General features: G+C 39.7%; 20 protein-coding genes and 2 pseudogenes. 21 read left to right on the top strand and 1 reads right to left on the bottom strand.

All coding sequences use genetic code 11. The features are described 5' to 3' along the window. Nucleotides 1–19 precede the first annotated feature (19 nt). From HT719_RS00705 to erm(B), 13 genes and pseudogenes are all read left to right on the top strand, one after another. The gene (locus HT719_RS00705) at nucleotides 20–1,393 is read left to right on the top strand and encodes a M20/M25/M40 family metallo-hydrolase (protein ID WP_172927904.1); all 1,374 of its coding nucleotides are present in this window, start codon (nucleotides 20–22) and stop codon (nucleotides 1,391–1,393) included. Continuing rightward, nucleotides 1,386–2,447, top strand: coding sequence for a methionine ABC transporter ATP-binding protein (locus tag HT719_RS00700; RefSeq protein ID WP_172927901.1), 1,062 nt, complete (start codon nucleotides 1,386–1,388; stop codon nucleotides 2,445–2,447). The genes HT719_RS00705 and HT719_RS00700 overlap by 8 nt, the downstream gene beginning before the upstream one ends. A gap of 1 nt (nucleotide 2,448) precedes the next feature. Continuing rightward, a complete protein-coding gene (locus tag HT719_RS00695; protein WP_000444647.1) occupies nucleotides 2,449–3,141 on the top strand; it encodes a methionine ABC transporter permease in 693 nt (230 codons plus the stop codon). 130 nt (nucleotides 3,142–3,271) lie between these two features. After that, nucleotides 3,272–3,613, top strand: a complete 342-nt coding sequence (locus HT719_RS11390) for a helix-turn-helix transcriptional regulator (protein ID WP_240156537.1) — start codon at nucleotides 3,272–3,274, stop codon at nucleotides 3,611–3,613. Beyond that, a complete protein-coding gene (locus tag HT719_RS11385; protein WP_240156536.1) occupies nucleotides 3,614–4,039 on the top strand; it encodes a hypothetical protein in 426 nt (141 codons plus the stop codon). It begins immediately after the preceding gene. 315 nt (nucleotides 4,040–4,354) lie between these two features. Continuing rightward, a complete protein-coding gene (locus tag HT719_RS00685) occupies nucleotides 4,355–4,669 on the top strand; it encodes a YdcP family protein (protein WP_000420682.1) in 315 nt (104 codons plus the stop codon). Nucleotides 4,670–4,684: 15 nt separating this feature from the next. After that, the gene (locus tag HT719_RS00680; protein WP_000985015.1) at nucleotides 4,685–5,071 is read left to right on the top strand and encodes a YdcP family protein; all 387 of its coding nucleotides are present in this window, start codon (nucleotides 4,685–4,687) and stop codon (nucleotides 5,069–5,071) included. Between the two features lie 28 nt (nucleotides 5,072–5,099). Next, nucleotides 5,100–6,485: an FtsK/SpoIIIE domain-containing protein gene (locus HT719_RS00675; RefSeq protein WP_000813488.1), complete on the top strand. Its 1,386-nt coding sequence runs from the start codon at nucleotides 5,100–5,102 to the stop codon at nucleotides 6,483–6,485. Nucleotides 6,486–6,487: 2 nt separating this feature from the next. After that, the gene (locus HT719_RS00670) at nucleotides 6,488–6,640 is read left to right on the top strand and encodes a hypothetical protein (protein WP_000879507.1); all 153 of its coding nucleotides are present in this window, start codon (nucleotides 6,488–6,490) and stop codon (nucleotides 6,638–6,640) included. A 22-nt stretch (nucleotides 6,641–6,662) separates the two neighbouring features. Further along, a pseudogene (gene mobT, locus HT719_RS00665) lies at nucleotides 6,663–7,865 on the top strand (MobT family relaxase); the annotation flags it as partial. Between the two features lie 48 nt (nucleotides 7,866–7,913). Further along, on the top strand, nucleotides 7,914–8,081 hold the full coding sequence (locus HT719_RS11380; RefSeq protein WP_000502600.1) for an MLS leader peptide: 168 nt from the start codon (nucleotides 7,914–7,916) through the stop codon (nucleotides 8,079–8,081). 48 nt (nucleotides 8,082–8,129) lie between these two features. Further along, entirely contained in the window at nucleotides 8,130–8,213 is an 84-nt protein-coding gene (locus tag HT719_RS00660; protein WP_001814874.1) for a 23S rRNA methyltransferase attenuation leader peptide, read from the top strand. A 124-nt stretch (nucleotides 8,214–8,337) separates the two neighbouring features. Next, the gene (gene erm(B) / locus HT719_RS00655; protein WP_001038795.1) at nucleotides 8,338–9,075 is read left to right on the top strand and encodes a 23S rRNA (adenine(2058)-N(6))-methyltransferase Erm(B); all 738 of its coding nucleotides are present in this window, start codon (nucleotides 8,338–8,340) and stop codon (nucleotides 9,073–9,075) included. Between the two features lie 256 nt (nucleotides 9,076–9,331). Here the strand turns inward: erm(B) and HT719_RS00650 are convergent, their stop codons facing one another. Next, nucleotides 9,332–10,579, bottom strand: coding sequence for an ISL3 family transposase (locus HT719_RS00650; protein ID WP_000019067.1), 1,248 nt, complete (start codon nucleotides 10,577–10,579; stop codon nucleotides 9,332–9,334). 179 nt (nucleotides 10,580–10,758) lie between these two features. On the opposite strand from HT719_RS00650, the gene HT719_RS00645 reads away from it, so the two are divergent. The 8 genes and pseudogenes from HT719_RS00645 to HT719_RS11975 form a co-directional block, all read left to right on the top strand. After that, on the top strand, nucleotides 10,759–10,980 hold the full coding sequence (locus tag HT719_RS00645) for a hypothetical protein (RefSeq protein ID WP_001009056.1): 222 nt from the start codon (nucleotides 10,759–10,761) through the stop codon (nucleotides 10,978–10,980). A gap of 116 nt (nucleotides 10,981–11,096) precedes the next feature. After that, a complete protein-coding gene (locus tag HT719_RS00640) occupies nucleotides 11,097–11,594 on the top strand; it encodes an antirestriction protein ArdA (protein ID WP_000342539.1) in 498 nt (165 codons plus the stop codon). A gap of 88 nt (nucleotides 11,595–11,682) precedes the next feature. Beyond that, nucleotides 11,683–12,075: a conjugal transfer protein gene (locus tag HT719_RS00635; protein ID WP_000723888.1), complete on the top strand. Its 393-nt coding sequence runs from the start codon at nucleotides 11,683–11,685 to the stop codon at nucleotides 12,073–12,075. Beyond that, entirely contained in the window at nucleotides 12,059–14,506 is a 2,448-nt protein-coding gene (locus HT719_RS00630; RefSeq protein ID WP_000331160.1) for an ATP-binding protein, read from the top strand. The genes HT719_RS00635 and HT719_RS00630 overlap by 17 nt, the downstream gene beginning before the upstream one ends. Nucleotides 14,507–14,508: 2 nt before the next feature. Further along, nucleotides 14,509–16,686, top strand: coding sequence for a membrane protein (locus HT719_RS00625; RefSeq protein ID WP_000804748.1), 2,178 nt, complete (start codon nucleotides 14,509–14,511; stop codon nucleotides 16,684–16,686). After that, nucleotides 16,683–17,684, top strand: coding sequence for a bifunctional lysozyme/C40 family peptidase (locus tag HT719_RS00620; RefSeq protein ID WP_000769868.1), 1,002 nt, complete (start codon nucleotides 16,683–16,685; stop codon nucleotides 17,682–17,684). The genes HT719_RS00625 and HT719_RS00620 overlap by 4 nt, the downstream gene beginning before the upstream one ends. Then, entirely contained in the window at nucleotides 17,681–18,613 is a 933-nt protein-coding gene (locus HT719_RS00615) for a conjugal transfer protein (RefSeq protein ID WP_001224319.1), read from the top strand. Before HT719_RS00620 ends, HT719_RS00615 begins: the two co-directional genes overlap by 4 nt. Before the next feature lie 244 nt (nucleotides 18,614–18,857). Continuing rightward, nucleotides 18,858–18,929: pseudogene (locus HT719_RS11975) on the top strand (tetracycline resistance determinant leader peptide); the annotation flags it as partial.

The raw sequence follows: 18,929 nt of genomic DNA, 5'->3' as shown, positions 1-18,929 counted from the left end.
ATAGAAAGGTAGAGAGAATATGGTTTTTCCTAGTGAACAAGAACAGATTGAAAAATTTGAAAAGGATCATGTAGCCCAGCATTATTTTGAGGTTTTGCGTACCTTGATTTCTAAGAAGTCGGTCTTTGCCCAGCAGGTTGGACTTAAGGAAGTCGCAAACTATCTGGGTGAGATTTTCAAGCGTGTGGGGGCTGAAGTGGAGATTGATGAGACTTACACGGCGCCTTTTGTCATGGCGCATTTCAAGAGTTCGCGCCCAGATGCTAAGACCTTGATTTTCTATAACCACTATGACACTGTGCCAGCGGATGGGGATCAGGTCTGGACAGAGGATCCTTTTACTCTTTCGGTGCGCAATGGCTTCATGTATGGGCGTGGGGTTGACGATGATAAGGGTCATATCACAGCTCGTTTGAGTGCTTTGAGAAAATATATGCAGGACCATGATGATTTGCCTGTCAATATCAGTTTTATCATGGAGGGAGCGGAGGAATCGGCTTCGACAGACCTGGATAAGTATCTGGAAAAACATGCGGATAAACTCCGTGGGGCGGATTTGTTGGTCTGGGAACAAGGAACCAAAAATGCCTTGGAACAGCTGGAAATTTCTGGTGGAAATAAAGGGATTGTGACCTTTGATGCCAAGGTAAAAAGTGCGGATGTCGATATCCATTCTAGTTATGGTGGGGTTGTGGAATCAGCTCCATGGTATCTCCTTCAAGCCCTGCAGTCTCTTCGCGCTGCAGATGGCCGTATCTTGGTTGAAGGCTTGTACGAAGAAGTACAAGAGCCAAATGAACGAGAAATGGCCTTGCTAGAAACTTATGGTCAACGAAACCCAGAGGAAGTTAGTCGGATTTATGGATTGGAGTTGCCTCTCTTACAGGAGGAGCGGATGGCCTTTCTAAAACGTTTCTTTTTCGAGCCAGCCCTTAATATCGAAGGAATCCAGTCTGGTTATCAAGGTCAGGGTGTTAAGACTATTTTGCCTGCAGAAGCCAGCGCTAAGCTAGAGGTTCGTCTGGTTCCGGGCTTAGAACCGCATGATGTTCTGGAAAAAATTCGGAAACAGCTAGACAAAAATGGCTTTGATAAGGTAGAATTATACTATACCTTGGGAGAGATGAGCTATCGAAGCGATATGAGCGCGCCAGCCATTCTCAATGTGATCGAGTTGGCTAAGAAATTCTATCCACAGGGCGTTTCAGTCTTGCCGACGACAGCGGGGACAGGGCCTATGCATACGGTCTTTGATGCCCTAGAGGTGCCAATGGTGGCTTTCGGTCTAGGAAATGCCAATAGTCGAGATCACGGTGGAGATGAAAACGTGCGAATCGCCGATTACTACACCCATATTGAATTAGTAGAGGAGCTGATTAGAAGCTATGAGTAGAGATATTATCAAGTTAGATCAGATCGATGTGACTTTTCACCAAAGGAAGAGAACTATCACAGCGGTCAAGGATGTGACCATTCATATCCAAGAAGGGGATATCTACGGAATCGTTGGATATTCTGGAGCAGGGAAATCAACCCTTGTACGGGTAATTAACCTCTTGCAAAAACCATCTGCAGGGAAAATTACCATTGACGACGATGTGATTTTTGATGGTAAGGTGACCTTGACAGCAGAGCAGTTGCGTCGTAAACGTCAGGATATTGGAATGATTTTCCAGCATTTCAATCTGATGAGCCAGAAGACTGCAGAGGAGAATGTAGCCTTTGCCCTTAAACATTCTGGACTCAGCAAGGAAGAAAAGAAGGCTAAAGTAGCTAAGTTGTTGGACTTGGTTGGCTTGGCAGACCGTGCTGAAAATTACCCTTCACAGCTATCTGGAGGGCAAAAACAGCGTGTGGCCATTGCGCGTGCCTTGGCAAATGATCCAAAAATCTTGATTTCAGACGAGTCAACTTCTGCCCTTGATCCGAAGACAACCAAGCAGATTTTGGCCTTGTTGCAAGATTTAAACCAAAAATTAGGCTTGACAGTTATCTTGATTACGCATGAAATGCAGATTGTCAAAGACATTGCCAACCGTGTAGCAGTTATGCAGGACGGACATTTGATTGAAGAGGGTAGTGTCCTTGAAATCTTCTCAGACCCTAAACAACCTTTGACTCAAGACTTTATCTCAACAGCCACAGGTATTGACGAAGCCATGGTCAAAATCGAGAAGCAAGAAATCGTGGAATACTTGTCTGAAAATAGCATTTTGGTACAGCTCAAGTATGCAGGTGCTTCAACAGACGAGCCACTTTTGAATGAGTTGTACAAGCATTACCAAGTAACGGCTAATATTCTCTATGGGAATATCGAAATTCTCGATGGTACTCCTGTTGGAGAATTAGTTGTGGTCTTGTCAGGTGAAAAAGCAGCGTTGGCAGGTGCCCAAGAAGCCATTCGTCAAGCAGGCGTACAGCTAAAAGTATTGAAGGGAGGACAGTAAGATGGAATCATTGATTCAAACCTATTTGCCAAATGTCTATAAAATGGGCTGGGCTGGTCAAGCAGGCTGGGGAACAGCCATCTACCTAACTCTTTATATGACAGTTCTGTCCTTTATCATCGGAGGTTTCTTGGGGCTAGTGGCAGGCCTTTTCCTTGTCTTGACAGCGCCGGGTGGTGTTTTGGAAAATAAAGTTGTTTTCTGGATTTTGGATAAAATCACCTCTATTTTCCGTGCGGTTCCCTTTATTATTCTCTTGGCAGTCTTGTCACCCTTCTCTCATCTAATCGTAGGAACAAGCATTGGTCCAAATGCAGCTATCGTACCCCTATCTTTTGCAGTCTTTGCCTTCTTTGCCCGTCAGGTGCAGGTTGTCTTGGCTGAATTGGATGGCGGTGTCATTGAGGCGGCTCAAGCGAGCGGAGCGACCTTCTGGGATATCGTAGGTGTTTACCTATCAGAAGGTCTTCCAGATTTGATTCGTGTGACGACTGTGACCTTGATTTCCCTTGTTGGGGAAACAGCTATGGCCGGTGCGGTTGGAGCTGGTGGTATTGGTAACGTAGCCATCGCTTATGGATTTAACCGCTACAATCACGATGTGACTATCTTGGCAACCATCATTATCATTTTGATTATCTTTGCAATCCAATTCTTGGGAGACTTCTTGACTAAGAAATTGAGCCATAAATAAAAAAGAGCTAGGCAATCTGTACATCATTCATAGGAGTTGTCGTTATAGTCAAGACTTAAAATTCTCTGTACTGGTTGCTATCAACCGTTACTTTTATGAGTTAGAGAGTTAAGAATTGTGGGGAGTCAATATGCAAAATCTGGGAGAAGTTTTTAAAGAATTGAGAAAGAGCCGGAATGTATCTCTACAGGAGGCGACGGGAGGAGAGTTTACTTATTCCATGCTGAGCAAATTTGAGCGTGGAGAAGCAGATTTATCCTCTATGAAATTGATTACTGCCTTAGATAACATACACTCTGATTTGAATGAATTTATGTACTTGGTACGTGGTTTTTCTAAGAAAAAGGTTTTGGCTTTTCAAGAAAATCTTTGGGATTTATATGACAGAGAAGGGATTGATTCTCTACACTCCTTGTATGAAGAGACGACTCAAAAGTATAGATCAAGTGGTGAAACAAGCTATCTTTTATAAATGATTCGTATCAAAAGCCTTCTTGTGTTTTTTGATTCAAAAATAAGGGCAACGGATGAAGAACTGACTTTTCTCTATGACTATTTTTTTACTATTGACATCTGGGGAAATTATGAATTGGAACTATTTTCAACGATTTCTACTTTGTTTCCTCTGCCCCTCTATTTTAAATATTCTAGGGAGATGTTACAAAAGACGGATTTATTAGGCTCTTTACCTAGTAACAAAGTTGGTATTGACACCATTTTGATTAATGGACTCTTTAAAGCGATAGAGGAAAAGGATAAATTAAAAGCAGATTATTTTATCTTTCAGATTGAAAACCGCGATTTACCAGAATCTGAAGCTTATCTTAAAATCATTTATATGATTGCTAAAGGGTATTATGATACTATTTTTATGTTTAAAAATAGCATAAAAATCTAGTTATCCGCATAAAAACTGGACTTATCACACTTTATCAAGGTCAAAACCACTCAATTTACTACTAATTTACTACTTATGAATGAGCTTTGATACGACGATTTATCCTTGAAAAGTGAAGATATAAAGATACTTCCAATAAAATTTGAATATTTAATAGGTAGACACTTCAAAAAATGAGGTGTCTATTTTTTTACCCGATTTTGAAAGGAAGTGAACTTATGAAAACAAAAAATCAAGAATCAAAAGGTCGTTCCCCACTCTTTAAGACCATCAAACATTCATTCAGCCAATAAAAAAGAAAGGATAGGTAAAAATATGGAACTTAAATTTGTGATTCCCAACATGGAAAAAACATTCGGCAATTTAGAATTTGCTGGCGAGGATAAAGTCGTTCAGCGAAGAATCAACGGACGGCTAACTGTCTTATCAAGAAGCTATAATCTCTATTCTGATGTTCAAAGAGCAGATGATATTGTGGTGGTGCTTCCTGCTGAAGCTGGCGAAAAACATTTCGGCTTTGAGGAACGTGTGAAGTTAGTCAATCCACGTATTACCGCAGAGGGCTACAAAATCGGCACTCGTGGTTTTACAAATTACCTTTTACATGCTGACGACATGATAAAAGAATAAAGAAAGAGAGGAAAAATGATGAGATTAGCAAATGGCATTGTATTAGATAAAGACACGACTTTTGGAGAATTGAAATTCTCTGCTCTACGTCGTGAAGTGAGAATCCAAAATGAAGACGGGTCGGTTTCAGATGAAATCAAGGAACGTACCTATGACTTAAAATCCAAAGGACAAGGACGCATGATTCAAGTAAGTATTCCTGCCAGCGTGCCTTTGAAAGAGTTTGATTATAACGCACGGGTGGAACTTATCAATCCCATTGCGGACACCGTTGCTACTGCCACCTATCAAGGAGCAGATGTTGACTGGTATATCAAGGCAGACGATATTGTGCTGACAAAGGATTCTAGTTCATTCAAAGCTCAACCACAAGCAAAGAAAGAACCGACACAAGACAAATAGTCGCTAGGTAGAAAGGAGACTTTTTCGCATGAAACAGCGTGGTAAAAGGATTCGCCCATCTGGTAAAGATTTAGTCTTTCATTTTACGATAGCGTCACTCCTGCCTGTTTTCCTGCTGGTTGTCGGACTGTTTCATGTGAAGACAATCCAGCAGATCAACTGGCAGGATTTTAACCTATCACAAGCAGATAAGATTGACATTCCCTATTTAATTATCAGTTTCAGTGTCGCAATTCTTATCTGCTTGCTGGTAGCGTTTGTATTCAAACGGGTTCGCTATGATACGGTTAAACAACTTTACCACCGTCAAAAACTGGCAAAGATGATACTTGAAAACAAGTGGTATGAATCTGAACAGGTCAAAACAGAGGGTTTCTTTAAAGATAGTGCTGGTCGTACAAAGGAAAAGATAACCTACTTCCCTAAAATGTATTATCGACTTAAAAATGGCTTGATACAGATACGGGTGGAAATCACGCTGGGAAAATATCAAGACCAACTCTTACACTTGGAAAAGAAATTAGAGAGTGGCTTGTACTGTGAGCTGACGGATAAAGAGTTAAAGGATTCCTATGTGGAATATACTTTGCTCTATGACACCATAGCCAGTCGTATTTCTATTGATGAAGTAGAAGCTAAAGATGGTAAACTTCGCTTAATGAAAAACGTATGGTGGGAATATGATAAGCTCCCTCATATGTTGATTGCTGGTGGTACAGGTGGCGGTAAAACTTACTTTATACTGACACTGATTGAAGCCTTGCTTCATACAGATTCAAAACTGTATATTCTTGACCCGAAAAATGCTGATCTTGCGGACTTAGGTTCTGTGATGGCAAATGTCTACTATAGAAAAGAAGACTTGCTTTCTTGCATTGAAACATTCTATGAAGAAATGATGAAACGTAGTGAGGAAATGAAGCAGATGAAGAACTATAAGACTGGCAAAAATTATGCTTACTTAGGTCTCCCGGCACACTTCTTAATCTTTGATGAATACGTCGCTTTCATGGAAATGCTGGGAACAAAAGAAAACACCGCAGTTATGAATAAGCTGAAACAGATTGTCATGTTAGGTCGTCAAGCTGGCTTCTTTCTAATACTGGCTTGTCAACGTCCAGACGCAAAATATTTAGGCGACGGAATCCGTGATCAGTTTAATTTCAGAGTGGCTTTAGGTCGTATGTCTGAAATGGGCTATGGCATGATGTTTGGCAGTGACGTACAAAAGGATTTCTTCTTAAAGCGAATCAAAGGTCGTGGCTATGTTGATGTAGGAACAAGTGTCATATCAGAGTTTTATACTCCCCTTGTACCAAAAGGATATGATTTCTTGGAGGAAATTAAAAAGTTATCCAACAGCAGACAGTCCACGCAGGCGACGTGCGAAGCGGAAGTCGCAGGTGTGGACTGATCTTGCTGGCTGGTGTGGCAATAGCCACGCCAGCACTTAACCCCCCGTATCTAACAGGGGGGTACAAATCGACAGGAAACAGTCAAAAAAACATTAGAAAATCCTTTGGTTACAAGGGATTTACAAAATTTCAGCGTATGTCAAATGGGCTTTAAAAGTTGACATACGCCTTTTTGATTGGAGGGATTTTTACTGAATGAACAAACTTGGTTACAGCATTTAAAAGAAAAACGCTTGGCTTATGGACTATCTCAAAACCGTTTAGCTGTTGCGACTGGTATTACAAGGCAGTATCTAAGCGATATTGAAACAGGAAAAGTCAAGCCATCAGAGGATTTACAGCAGTCCCTTTGGGAAGCTCTGGAACGCTTCAATCCCGACGCTCCCCTTGAAATGCTGTTTGATTATGTAAGAATTCGCTTTCCGACAACAGACGTACAGCAGGTGGTCGAAAACATCTTACAACTGAAACTGTCCTATTTTCTTCATGAGGACTATGGTTTCTATTCTTATTCAGAGCATTATGCTTTAGGCGACATATTCGTCCTTTGCTCCCATGAACTGGACAAAGGAGTTCTGGTGGAATTGAAAGGTCGTGGGTGCAGACAATTTGAAAGCTATCTTCTGGCACAACAAAGAAGCTGGTATGAGTTCTTTATGGACGTTTTGGTGGCTGGCGGTGTGATGAAACGCCTTGACCTTGCCATTAACGATAAGACAGGGATTTTAAATATCCCTGTACTCACTGAAAAGTGCCAACAGGAAGAATGTATCTCCGTCTTCCGCAGTTTTAAAAGCTATCGCAGTGGCGAACTGGTACGCAAAGAGGAAAAGGAATGTATGGGAAACACCCTCTATATCGGTTCATTACAAAGTGAAGTTTATTTCTGTATCTATGAAAAGGACTACGAGCAGTACAAGAAAAATGATATTCCCATTGAAGACGCAGAAGTAAAAAACCGTTTTGAGATTCGATTGAAAAATGAGCGTGCCTATTATGCAGTCCGTGATTTACTCGTCTATGACAATCCAGAGCATACCGCCTTTAAAATTATCAATCGGTATATCCGTTTTGTAGATAAAGACGATTCCAAACCTCGTTCTGATTGGAAACTGAATGAAGAATGGGCTTGGTTTATTGGGAACAATCGTGAACGATTAAAACTAACCACAAAACCAGAGCCTTACTCCTTCCAAAGGACGCTGAACTGGCTATCTCATCAAGTTGCCCCGACCTTAAAGGTTGCGATTAAACTTGATGAAATCAACCAGACGCAGGTTGTAAAAGACATTCTCGACCATGCGAAACTGACAGACCGACACAAGCAGATTTTGAAGCAACAGTCAGTAAAAGAACAGGACGTGATAACAACAAAAAAAGGATATCTGTCAACCATACCAGTTGACAGATATCCAAAAAAAGATATAATGGGAGATAAGACGGTTCGTGTTCGTGCTGACTTGCACCATATCATAAAAATCGAAACAGCAAAGAATGGCGGAAACGTAAAAGAAGTTATGGAAATAAGACTTAGAAGCAAACTTAAGAGTGTGTTGATAGTGCATTATCTTAAAATTTTGTATAATAGGAATTGAAGTTAAATTAGATGCTAAAAATTTGTAATTAAGAAGGAGGGATTCGTCATGTTGGTATTCCAAATGCGTAATGTAGATAAAACATCTACTGTTTTGAAACAGACTAAAAACAGTGATTACGCAGATAAATAAATACGTTAGATTAATTCCTACCAGTGACTAATCTTATGACTTTTTAAACAGATAACTAAAATTACAAACAAATCGTTTAACTTCTGTATTTGTTTATAGATGTAATCACTTCAGGAGAGATTACATGAACAAAAATATAAAATATTCTCAAAACTTTTTAACGAGTGAAAAAGTACTCAACCAAATAATAAAACAATTGAATTTAAAAGAAACCGATACCGTTTACGAAATTGGAACAGGTAAAGGGCATTTAACGACGAAACTGGCTAAAATAAGTAAACAGGTAACGTCTATTGAATTAGACAGTCATCTATTCAACTTATCGTCAGAAAAATTAAAACTGAATACTCGTGTCACTTTAATTCACCAAGATATTCTACAGTTTCAATTCCCTAACAAACAGAGGTATAAAATTGTTGGGAATATTCCTTACCATTTAAGCACACAAATTATTAAAAAAGTGGTTTTTGAAAGCCGTGCGTCTGACATCTATCTGATTGTTGAAGAAGGATTCTACAAGCGTACCTTGGATATTCACCGAACACTAGGGTTGCTCTTGCACACTCAAGTCTCGATTCAGCAATTGCTTAAGCTGCCAGCGGAATGCTTTCATCCTAAACCAAAAGTAAACAGTGTCTTAATAAAACTTACCCGCCATACCACAGATGTTCCAGATAAATATTGGAAGCTATATACGTACTTTGTTTCAAAATGGGTCAATCGAGAATATCGTCAACTGTTTACTAAAAATCAGTTTCATCAAGCAATGAAACACGCCAAAGTAAACAATTTAAGTACCATTACTTATGAGCAAGTATTGTCTATTTTTAATAGTTATCTATTATTTAACGGGAGGAAATAATTCTATGAGTCGCTTTTTTAAATTTGGAAAGTTACACGTTACTAAAGGGAATGGAGATAAATTATTAGATATACTACTGACAGCTTCCAAGAAGCTAAAGAGGTCCCTAGCGCCTACGGGGAATTTGTATCGATAAGGGGTACAAATTCCCACTAAGCGCTCGGGACCCCTTGTAGGAAAATGTCCTAAGTGGGATATCTGTCAACTGGTATGGTTGACTAAAAATACTTCCTACGAAAATGTAGGGGGTATTTTTTTACGAAAAAATACAATCGATTCTTAAAAAGAAAAATTTTTGATTGGCAAAACCATAACAAGTTCGTTTTAGGGTTTTGATTTTGCGATTGATGCCTTCTAAAGGACCATTAGAGTATTCAAATTTAGCGCTATTTAAGACATATTTTCTGTTTTGACGAAGGGTTTGAATAGCAGTATCCATTTCTGTATTGGTTTTTTGGTAGTCTAAGATGGTTGACTCTAGTAATTCACTATTGCGCTCGTTTAGGGCTTTCGTGATATCTTGGTAAGTTTGGTATACTTCAGCGAACTTGGAAAATTTACTAGTAATGAGATCAACAGCATTTTGGCGAGTCATATATTGTTTAACGCCGCGAAGAAAAACTACTTCTTCAGGGTGAAGATCTTCAGCTTTTTTATGGAATAGCTTCCAATGTGACTTCATAATTTTATATTCTTGGCTCTGTTTATCAAGTTGCTTTAGGATAGAGATACGACAATTGTCCAAAGCGCGACCAGCTAATTGTACAAGGTGGAAGCGATCAATAATGATATTGGCATTAGGGAAAAGGCGATAGATAAAACTTTGATATTGAGCATTTAAATCAATTACAACTGATTGAACGCATTCGCGTTCGGCTTTTGAATAACGACTTTCAAAATAATCAACAATGGTAGGTGATAGACGATCCTGTAACTTTGTGACAATTTGGTGGGTTTCAGCGTCACAACAGATAAAGGACATCACAGACTTAATTGAACGAAACTCGTCAAAACATAGATGCTTAGGCAACTTAGCCACACGATAGTGTGGTTCCATGCGCTCTAAGATTGTTCGACGAACACTGCTAGGAGAGCAGTGACACATTTCAGCAATAAGCTGACCAGATAAGCCTTTACGAGCTAAAAGCATGATTTGATTTTTGAGATCACTGGATAAGGTTTGATTTTCTTTGGTTAAATTAGTAATAGCACCAAAAGTAGTATGGCATGATTTACATTTATAGCGTTGTTTACGAAGCTCTAGTTCATATCTTCTCCCATTTAAACTTGCCAGTCGTACATGAGTTTTGCGAAAGCCATCCTTATTAACTGTGGGAAAGCCACAGTTACGACAACGATTAATCGGATAAGAAAGAGTAGCTGTTATTAGCGTTATATACTCTTTAACAGAATCGTTGTTGTGTTCAGCTTCTTCAACAGAAATAATTTTAATATTTTTATCTTTAATTCCAAGAATATTTAGGATAGAATCATTATGGGACATTTGTTTAACCTTCTTTCATGATTTTTGTGGTGAATTGATTGTATAACGAGGGGACAGCAAATGTCCTCTTTTTTGTATAAAAAAATCTGGCATGGAATCTCTATCCATACCAGAAAGTGTATACCCCAAAAAAATAACTCAAATACAAATTCATTGAATATAGAGAGGAGAACATTTTTATGAATTTTGGACAAAACCTTTATAACTGGTTTCTATCAAACGCTCAATCACTGGTGCTTTTAGCAATCGTTGTGATTGGCTTGTATCTTGGCTTCAAGCGTGAGTTTAGCAAACTGATTGGCTTTTTAATTATTGCGATTATTGCGGTTGGCTTAGTCTTCAACGCTGCTGGAGTAAAAGACATTTTACTAGAGCTATTCAATCGCATTATTGGTGCTTAAATAAAACCGTTCTTTTGTGGAATATAAGTGGTTTTCTTATGTTCCGCAAAGGAATGGTACACCAAACGAAGTGCGGTAGGGATTTTTGAATCTCTACAAAGAAAGGACGTGAATATATGGACGATATGCAAGTCTATATTGCGAATTTAGGCAAATACAATGAGGGCGAATTGGTCGGTGCGTGGTTTACCTTTCCCATTGACTTTGAGGAAGTCAAAGAGAAAATCGGCTTGAATGATGAATATGAGGAATACGCCATTCATGACTACGAGTTACCCTTTACGGTTGACGAATACACTTCCATTGGCGAACTCAATCGACTATGGGAAATGGTATCGGAATTACCCGAAGAATTACAATCGGAGCTATCTGCTCTGCTCACTCATTTTTCAAGCATTGAAGAACTAAGCGAACATCAAGAGGATATTATCATTCATTCCGATTGTGATGATATGTATGACGTGGCACGCTACTACATTGAAGAAACGGGTGCTTTAGGCGAAGTACCAGCTAGTCTTCAAAACTATATTGATTATCAAGCCTATGGTCGGGATTTAGACCTTTCAGGAACGTTTATCTCAACCAATCATGGGATTTTTGAAATCGTCTATTAAATCTGTCGGTACATTACTACTGGCAGATTTTCTATTTTACGGGGTGGCTCAATCAGCTACCCCTATTTTTTATGAAAGGATTGATTACATGAAGAAAATACGAAGCTATACCAGTATCTGGTCTGTGGAAAAGGTACTGTATTCTATCAATGATTTTAGACTTCCGTTTCCCATAACCTTTACGCAAATGACATGGTTTGTCGTGTCACTCTTTGCAGTGATGATACTTGGCAACTTGCCCCCTCTTTCCATGATAGAGGGAGCATTTCTCAAATACTTTGGGATTCCTGTGGCTTTCACATGGTTTATGTCTACAAAAACTTTTGATGGTAAAAAGCCTTATGGATTTTTGAAGTCTGTCATTGCTTATGCACTGCGACCAAAGCTGACCTATGCAGGAAAAAAAGTAACGCTTGGCAGAAACCAGCCACAAGAAGCCATTACAGCAGTTAGGAGTGAATTTTATGGCATATCCAATTAAATACATTGAAAACAATCTCGTCTGGAATAAAGACGGGGAATGTTATGCTTACTATGAGCTTGTTCCTTACAATTACTCATTTCTAAGTCCAGAACAGAAAATACAAGTGCATGATTCTTTCAGACAGCTTATCGCACAAAATCGTGATGGCAAAATTCATGCTTTACAAATCAGTACAGAATCCAGCATACGTTCTGCACAAGAGCGTTCCAAAAATGAAGTCACTGGCAAGCTCAAAGCGGTTGCCTATGACAAAATCGACCAACAGACAGACGCTTTAATATCCATGATTGGCGAAAATCAAGTGAACTACCGTTTCTTTATCGGCTTTAAGTTGCTTCTCAACGATCAGGAGTTTTCTATGAAAAGTCTTACCGTTGAAGCAAAAAATGCTTTGTCTGATTTTGTCTATGATGTGAACCATAAGCTGATGGGCGATTTTGTTAGTATGAGTAATGATGAAATCCTGCGTTTTCAGAAGATGGAAAAGCTCTTAGAAAATAAAATCTCTCGTCGTTTCAAAATCCGCAGGTTAGATAAGGACGACTTCGGCTATCTGATTGAACACCTTTACGGACAGACAGGCACTGCCTATGAAGAGTATGAGTACCATCTATCAAAGAAAAAGCTGGATAATGAAACGCTGATTAAATACTATGACTTGATTAAGCCTACTCGCTGTTTGGTGGAAGAAAAACAGCGATATTTGAAAATCCAGCAGGAAGATGAAACCGTCTATGTAGCTTACTTTACCATTAACAGCATTGTCGGAGAACTGGACTTCCCGTCCTCTGAAATCTTCTACTACCAGCAACAGCAATTTACATTCCCGATTGATACGTCAATGAATGTGGAAATTGTAGCGAATCGTAAAGCCCTATCTACTGTCCGCAATAAAAAGAAAGAACTGAAAGACTTGGATAACCACGCTTGGCAAAGTGATAATGAAACCAGCTCCAATGTGGCGGAAGCTCTGGAAAGTGTGAATGAGCTGGAAACCAATTTAGACCAAAGCAAGGAATCTATGTACAAGCTGTCTTATGTGGTAAGGGTATCAGCAAATGATCTTGACGAACTCAAACGTCGTTGTAATGAAGTGAAAGATTTTTATGACGATTTAAGCGTAAAACTGGTACGACCATTTGGGGATATGCTCGGCTTACATGAAGAATTTTTACCTGCCAGCAAGCGTTATATGAATGATTATATTCAATACGTGACCTCTGATTTCCTCGCTGGTTTAGGTTTTGGTGCTACTCAAATGCTGGGGGAAAATGAGGGGATTTATGTTGGCTACAGCTTAGATACTGGACGCAATGTCTATCTGAAACCTGCTCTTGCCAGTCAAGGGGTTAAGGGTTCAGTAACCAATGCGTTAGCGTCGGCTTTTGTTGGTTCGCTGGGTGGTGGTAAATCCTTTGCGAATAACCTTATCGTCTATTATGCGGTGCTTTATGGGGCACAAGCAGTGATTGTAGACCCAAAAGCAGAACGTGGCAGATGGAAAGAAACCTTGCCAGAGATTTCCCATGAAATCAATATCGTCACTCTGACTTCTGATGAGAAAAACAAAGGCTTACTTGACCCTTATGTGATTATGAAAAATCCCAAAGATTCTGAATCACTGGCTATTGATATTCTGACATTCCTTACGGGGATTTCCTCTCGTGATGGGGAACGCTTCCCAATCCTTAGAAAAGCCATTCGTGCAGTAACCAATAGTGAAGTACGAGGGTTGATGAAAGTGATTGAGGAATTACGGGTTGAGAATACGCCACTAAGTACCAGTATAGCCGACCATATCGAAAGTTTTACAGACTATGACTTTGCACATTTATTATTCAGTAATGGTTATGTGGAGCAGTCTATCAGCTTAGAAAAACAACTGAACATTATACAGGTTGCGGACTTGGTACTTCCCGACAAGGAAACTTCCTTTGAGGAATATACCACTATGGAGCTTTTATCCGTTGCTATGCTGATTGTCATTAGTACCTTTGCTTTAGACTTTATCCATACAGACCGAAGCATTTTCAAGATTGTAGATTTAGACGAAGCATGGAGCTTTTTACAGGTAGCACAAGGAAAAACACTATCTATGAAGCTGGTTCGGGCTGGTCGTGCTATGAACGCTGGGGTATATTTCGTGACCCAAAATACAGACGACCTCTTAGATGAAAAACTGAAAAATAACCTCGGCTTAAAATTTGCATTTCGTTCCACTGACCTTAACGAGATTAAAAAGACCTTAGCCTTTTTTGGTGTAGACCCAGAGGACGAAAACAATCAGAAGCGATTGCGTGATTTGGAAAACGGGCAATGCCTTATCAGTGATTTATATGGTCGTGTCGGTGTGATACAGTTCCACCCTGTATTTGAAGAACTGCTCCATGCCTTTGATACCAGACCACCTGTGCGAAAAGAGGTGTAAATGTGAAACCATCAATAGTAAACAGAATAAAATCAAACTGGACGCTGAAACGTCTAGGTAAAGTGGCAATGACAGTGGCTTTCACACTTGTGATTGCCATTTTTCTTTTAGCCATGCTGGGAACGGTGGTTCAAGCTGCGGGCTTGGTAGATGATACGGTCAATGTGGCAAATGAATACAGCCGATACCCACTTGAAAACTATCAACTGGATTTTTATGTGGATAATAGCTGGGGCTGGCTTCCGTGGAACTGGTCGGACGGGATTGGAAAACAGGTCATGTATGGACTATATGCCATTACCAATTTTATTTGGACAATCAGTTTGTATGTTTCCAATGCGACAGGTTACTTAGTACAGGAAGCCTATTCCTTAGACTTCATTTCCGCTACAGCAGATTCCATTGGTAAGAATATGCAGACCTTAGCTGGTGTGAGTGCAAACGGATTTTCAACAGAGGGTTTCTATGTTGGATTCCTCTTACTCTTGATTTTGGTTCTTGGGGTTTATGTTGCCTATACGGGACTGATAAAGAGAGAAACCACAAAGGCAATTCATGCCATTATGAATTTTGTGCTGGTGTTTATCCTATCGGCTTCCTTTATTGCCTACGCTCCCGACTACATTAAAAAAATCAATGACTTTTCATCAGACATCAGTAATGCCAGTTTATCACTTGGCACGAAGATTGTCATGCCCCATTCCGATAGTCAAGGCAAGGACAGCGTGGACTTAATCAGAGATAGCCTGTTTTCCATACAGGTTCAGCAACCGTGGCTACTGCTTCAATACAACAGTTCAGACATTGAAAGTATCGGTATTGACCGTGTGGAAAGCCTGCTCTCCACCAGCCCAGATTCCAACAATGGCGAAGACAGAGAAAAAATTGTTGCGGAAGAAATTGAAGACAGAAGCAATACCAATCTAACCATTACAAAGACCATTAACCGTTTAGGTACAGTCTTCTTCCTATTTGTCTTCAATATTGGGATTTCCATATTTGTATTCCTATTAACAGGAATCATGATTTTCTCGCAGGTACTTTTTATCATCTATGCTATGTTTCTGCCTGTGAGCTTTATTTTAAGCATGATTCCATCATTTGATGGTATGTCAAAACGAGCCATAACAAAGCTCTTTAATACCATTTTGACACGAGCTGGAATCACATTGATTATTACGACAGCATTTAGTATTTCAACCATGCTCTATACCTTATCGGCTGGTTATCCGTTCTTTTTGATTGCTTTTCTACAGATTGTGACCTTTGCAGGAATCTACTTCAAGCTGGGCGATTTAATGAGTATGTTTTCTCTACAGAGTAACGATTCTCAAAGTGTGGGAAGTCGTGTGATGAGAAAACCTCGTATGCTTATGCACGCTCACATGCACCGTCTACAGCGGAAACTTGGACGTTCCATGACTACTCTAGGGGCTGGGTCTGCCATTGTTACAGGTAAAAAAGGACAGTCGGGTTCGGGGAGTTCTGCAAGGACACAAGCAGATCACTCCCGACCAGACGGAAAGGAAAAATCAACACTTGGAAAACGTATCGGTCAAACCATCGGTACAGTAGCTGATACCAAAGACAGAATGGTAGACACTGCTAGTGGTTTGAAAGAACAGGTTAAAGATTTGCCGACCAATGCAAGATATGCAGTATATCAAGGAAAATCCAAAGTAAAAGAGAATGTCCGTGATTTAACCAGTAGTATTTCTCAAACCAAAGCGGACAGAGCCAGTGGACGCAAGGAACAGCAGGAACAAAGGCGAAAAACCATTGCGAAGCGTCGCTCTGAAATGGAACAGGTCAAACAGAAAAAACAGCCTGCTTCTTCTGTTCATGAAAGACCGACTACAAGACAAGAACAATATCATGATGAACAGACCTCAAAACAGTCTAATATTCAGACTTCATATAAGGAATCTCAACAAGCCAAACAAGAGCGTCCAGCAGTTAAGTCCGATTTTTCAAGTCCAAAAGTGGAACGCCAAGGCAATACCGTTCAAGAAAAAACCGTTCAAAAGCCAGCAACTTCAACCACTACAGCAGATAGAACTTCACAACGTCCAATCACAAAAGAACGTCCGTCTACTGTTCAAAGAGTACCACTACAAAATACAAGAAGTAGACCACCAATCAAAACCGCCACCATTAAGAAAGTCGGTAAGAAACCATGAAGTTGAAAACTTTAGTGATTGGTGGTTCTGGATTATTCTTGATGGTCTTCTCACTGCTTCTGTTTGTTGCCATTTTATTTTCAGATGAACAGGACAGCGGAATTTCCAATATTCATTATGGAGGTGTGAATGTTTCCGCAGAAGTGCTGGCTCATAAGCCTATGGTAGAAAAATATGCCAAAGAATATGGCGTTGAAGAATATGTCAACATACTTCTTGCGATTATACAGGTGGAATCGGGCGGTACTGCGGAAGATGTTATGCAGTCCTCGGAATCCCTCGGTCTTCCACCTAATTCATTGAGTACAGAAGAATCCATTAAGCAAGGTGTGAAGTATTTCAGTGAATTATTAGCCAGTAGCGAAAGGCTCAGTGTAGATTTAGAATCGGTTATCCAGTCCTACAATTATGGTGGTGGTTTCTTAGGGTATGTGGCTAATCGTGGAAATAAATATACCTTTGAACTGGCTCAAAGTTTCTCAAAAGAGTATTCAGGTGGCGAAAAAGTGTCTTACCCCAATCCCATAGCCATACCTATCAATGGGGGCTGGCGATACAACTATGGCAATATGTTTTATGTGCAACTGGTAACGCAGTATCTTGTCACAACAGAGTTTGATGATGATACGGTACAAGCCATCATGGACGAAGCACTGAAATATGAGGGCTGGCGATACGTTTACGGTGGAGCTTCCCCGACTACTTCTTTTGATTGTAGCGGACTGACACAATGGACGTATGGAAAAGCTGGAATTAACTTACCACGAACCGCACAACAGCAATATGATGTGACCCAGCATATCCCACTATCGGAAGCACAAGCTGGCGATTTGGTTTTCTTTCATTCTACCTATAACGCTGGCTCTTATATTACTCATGTTGGGATATACCTTGGCAATAACCGTATGTTTCATGCAGGCGACCCAATCGGTTATGCCGACTTAACAAGCCCCTACTGGCAACAGCATTTAGTGGGAGCAGGACGAATCAAACAATGAGAAAGGAAGATTTAATGATGAAATTTAGAAAAAATCAGAATAAAGAAAAACAGATACCAAAGGAAAAGAAACCTCGTGTCTATAAGGTCAATCCTCATAAAAAGGTTGTGATTGCCTTGTGGGTACTTTTAGGGCTTAGTTTCAGCTTTGCGATATTCAAGCACTTTACAGCTATAGATACTCATACTATTCACGAAACAACTATCATAGAAAAGGAATACGTTGATACTCATCATGTAGAAAATTTTGTAGAGAACTTTGCGAAAGTCTACTATTCATGGGAGCAATCCGATAAGTCCATTGATAATCGAATGGAAAGTCTAAAAGGCTATCTGACAGATGAACTTCAAGCTCTCAATGTTGATACAGTACGCAAAGATATTCCTGTATCGTCTTCTGTAAGAGGATTTCAGATATGGACGGTAGAGCCAACTGGCGACAATGAGTTTAATGTAACCTACAGTGTAGACCAGCTCATTACAGAGGGAGAAAATACAAAGACCGTCCACTCTGCTTATATAGTGAGTGTCTATGTAGATGGTTCTGGAAATATGGTACTGGTTAAGAATCCGACCATTACCAACATACCTAAGAAATCAAGTTATAAACCAAAAGCCATTGAAAGTGAGGGGACGGTTGATTCCATTACAACCAATGAAATCAATGAGTTTTTAACGACGTTCTTCAAGCTCTATCCTACAGCGACAGCCAGTGAACTTTCCTACTATGTGAATGACGGGATATTAAAACCAATCGGAAAAGAGTACATCTTTCAAGAACTGGTAAATCCTATTCACAATCGTAAGGATAATCAAGTCACGGTATCGCTGACAGTGGAGTATATCGACCAGCAGACCAAAGCAACGCAGGTATCTCAATTTGATTTGGTACTTGAAAAGAACGGGAGTAATTGGAAGATTGTAAAATAACAAATATTGGTACATGATTACAGATACTTTGTAATCATGTACTCTTTTTGATAAAAAATTGGAGATTCCTTTACAAATATGCTCTTATGTGCTATTATTTAAGTGACTATTTAAAAGGAGTTAATAAATATGCGGCAAGGTATTCTTAAATAAACTGTCAATTTGATAGCGAGAACAAATAATTAGATGTCCTTTTTTAGGAGGGCTTAGTTTTTTGTACCCAGTTTAAGAATACCTTTATCATGTGATTCTAAAGTATCCAGAGAATATCTGTATGCTTTGTATACCTATGGTTATGCATAAAAATCCCAGTGAT

Source organism: Streptococcus sp. k-378 (assembly GCF_013277505.1).
GTDB lineage: Bacteria > Bacillota > Bacilli > Lactobacillales > Streptococcaceae > Streptococcus > Streptococcus pseudopneumoniae.
The sequence above is the reverse complement of the archived record's forward strand: the minus strand, read 5'-3'. Positions and strand labels throughout refer to the sequence as shown.

What these genes read in the sequence shown, in the direction of transcription:
- HT719_RS00705 (WP_172927904.1), top strand. Translation starts at nt 20, where the DNA reads ATGGTTTTTCCTAGTGAACAAGAACAGATTGAAAAATTTGAAAAGGAT.
- HT719_RS00700 (WP_172927901.1), top strand. Translation starts at nt 1,386, where the DNA reads ATGAGTAGAGATATTATCAAGTTAGATCAGATCGATGTGACTTTTCAC.
- HT719_RS00695 (WP_000444647.1), top strand. Translation starts at nt 2,449, where the DNA reads ATGGAATCATTGATTCAAACCTATTTGCCAAATGTCTATAAAATGGGC.
- HT719_RS11390 (WP_240156537.1), top strand. Translation starts at nt 3,272, where the DNA reads ATGCAAAATCTGGGAGAAGTTTTTAAAGAATTGAGAAAGAGCCGGAAT.
- HT719_RS11385 (WP_240156536.1), top strand. Translation starts at nt 3,614, where the DNA reads ATGATTCGTATCAAAAGCCTTCTTGTGTTTTTTGATTCAAAAATAAGG.
- HT719_RS00685 (WP_000420682.1), top strand. Translation starts at nt 4,355, where the DNA reads ATGGAACTTAAATTTGTGATTCCCAACATGGAAAAAACATTCGGCAAT.
- HT719_RS00680 (WP_000985015.1), top strand. Translation starts at nt 4,685, where the DNA reads ATGATGAGATTAGCAAATGGCATTGTATTAGATAAAGACACGACTTTT.
- HT719_RS00675 (WP_000813488.1), top strand. Translation starts at nt 5,100, where the DNA reads ATGAAACAGCGTGGTAAAAGGATTCGCCCATCTGGTAAAGATTTAGTC.
- HT719_RS11380 (WP_000502600.1), top strand. Translation starts at nt 7,914, where the DNA reads ATGGGAGATAAGACGGTTCGTGTTCGTGCTGACTTGCACCATATCATA.
- HT719_RS00660 (WP_001814874.1), top strand. Translation starts at nt 8,130, where the DNA reads ATGTTGGTATTCCAAATGCGTAATGTAGATAAAACATCTACTGTTTTG.
- HT719_RS00650 (WP_000019067.1), bottom strand. Translation starts at nt 10,579, where the DNA reads ATGTCCCATAATGATTCTATCCTAAATATTCTTGGAATTAAAGATAAA.
- HT719_RS00645 (WP_001009056.1), top strand. Translation starts at nt 10,759, where the DNA reads ATGAATTTTGGACAAAACCTTTATAACTGGTTTCTATCAAACGCTCAA.
- HT719_RS00640 (WP_000342539.1), top strand. Translation starts at nt 11,097, where the DNA reads ATGGACGATATGCAAGTCTATATTGCGAATTTAGGCAAATACAATGAG.
- HT719_RS00635 (WP_000723888.1), top strand. Translation starts at nt 11,683, where the DNA reads ATGAAGAAAATACGAAGCTATACCAGTATCTGGTCTGTGGAAAAGGTA.
- HT719_RS00630 (WP_000331160.1), top strand. Translation starts at nt 12,059, where the DNA reads ATGGCATATCCAATTAAATACATTGAAAACAATCTCGTCTGGAATAAA.
- HT719_RS00620 (WP_000769868.1), top strand. Translation starts at nt 16,683, where the DNA reads ATGAAGTTGAAAACTTTAGTGATTGGTGGTTCTGGATTATTCTTGATG.
- HT719_RS00615 (WP_001224319.1), top strand. Translation starts at nt 17,681, where the DNA reads ATGAGAAAGGAAGATTTAATGATGAAATTTAGAAAAAATCAGAATAAA.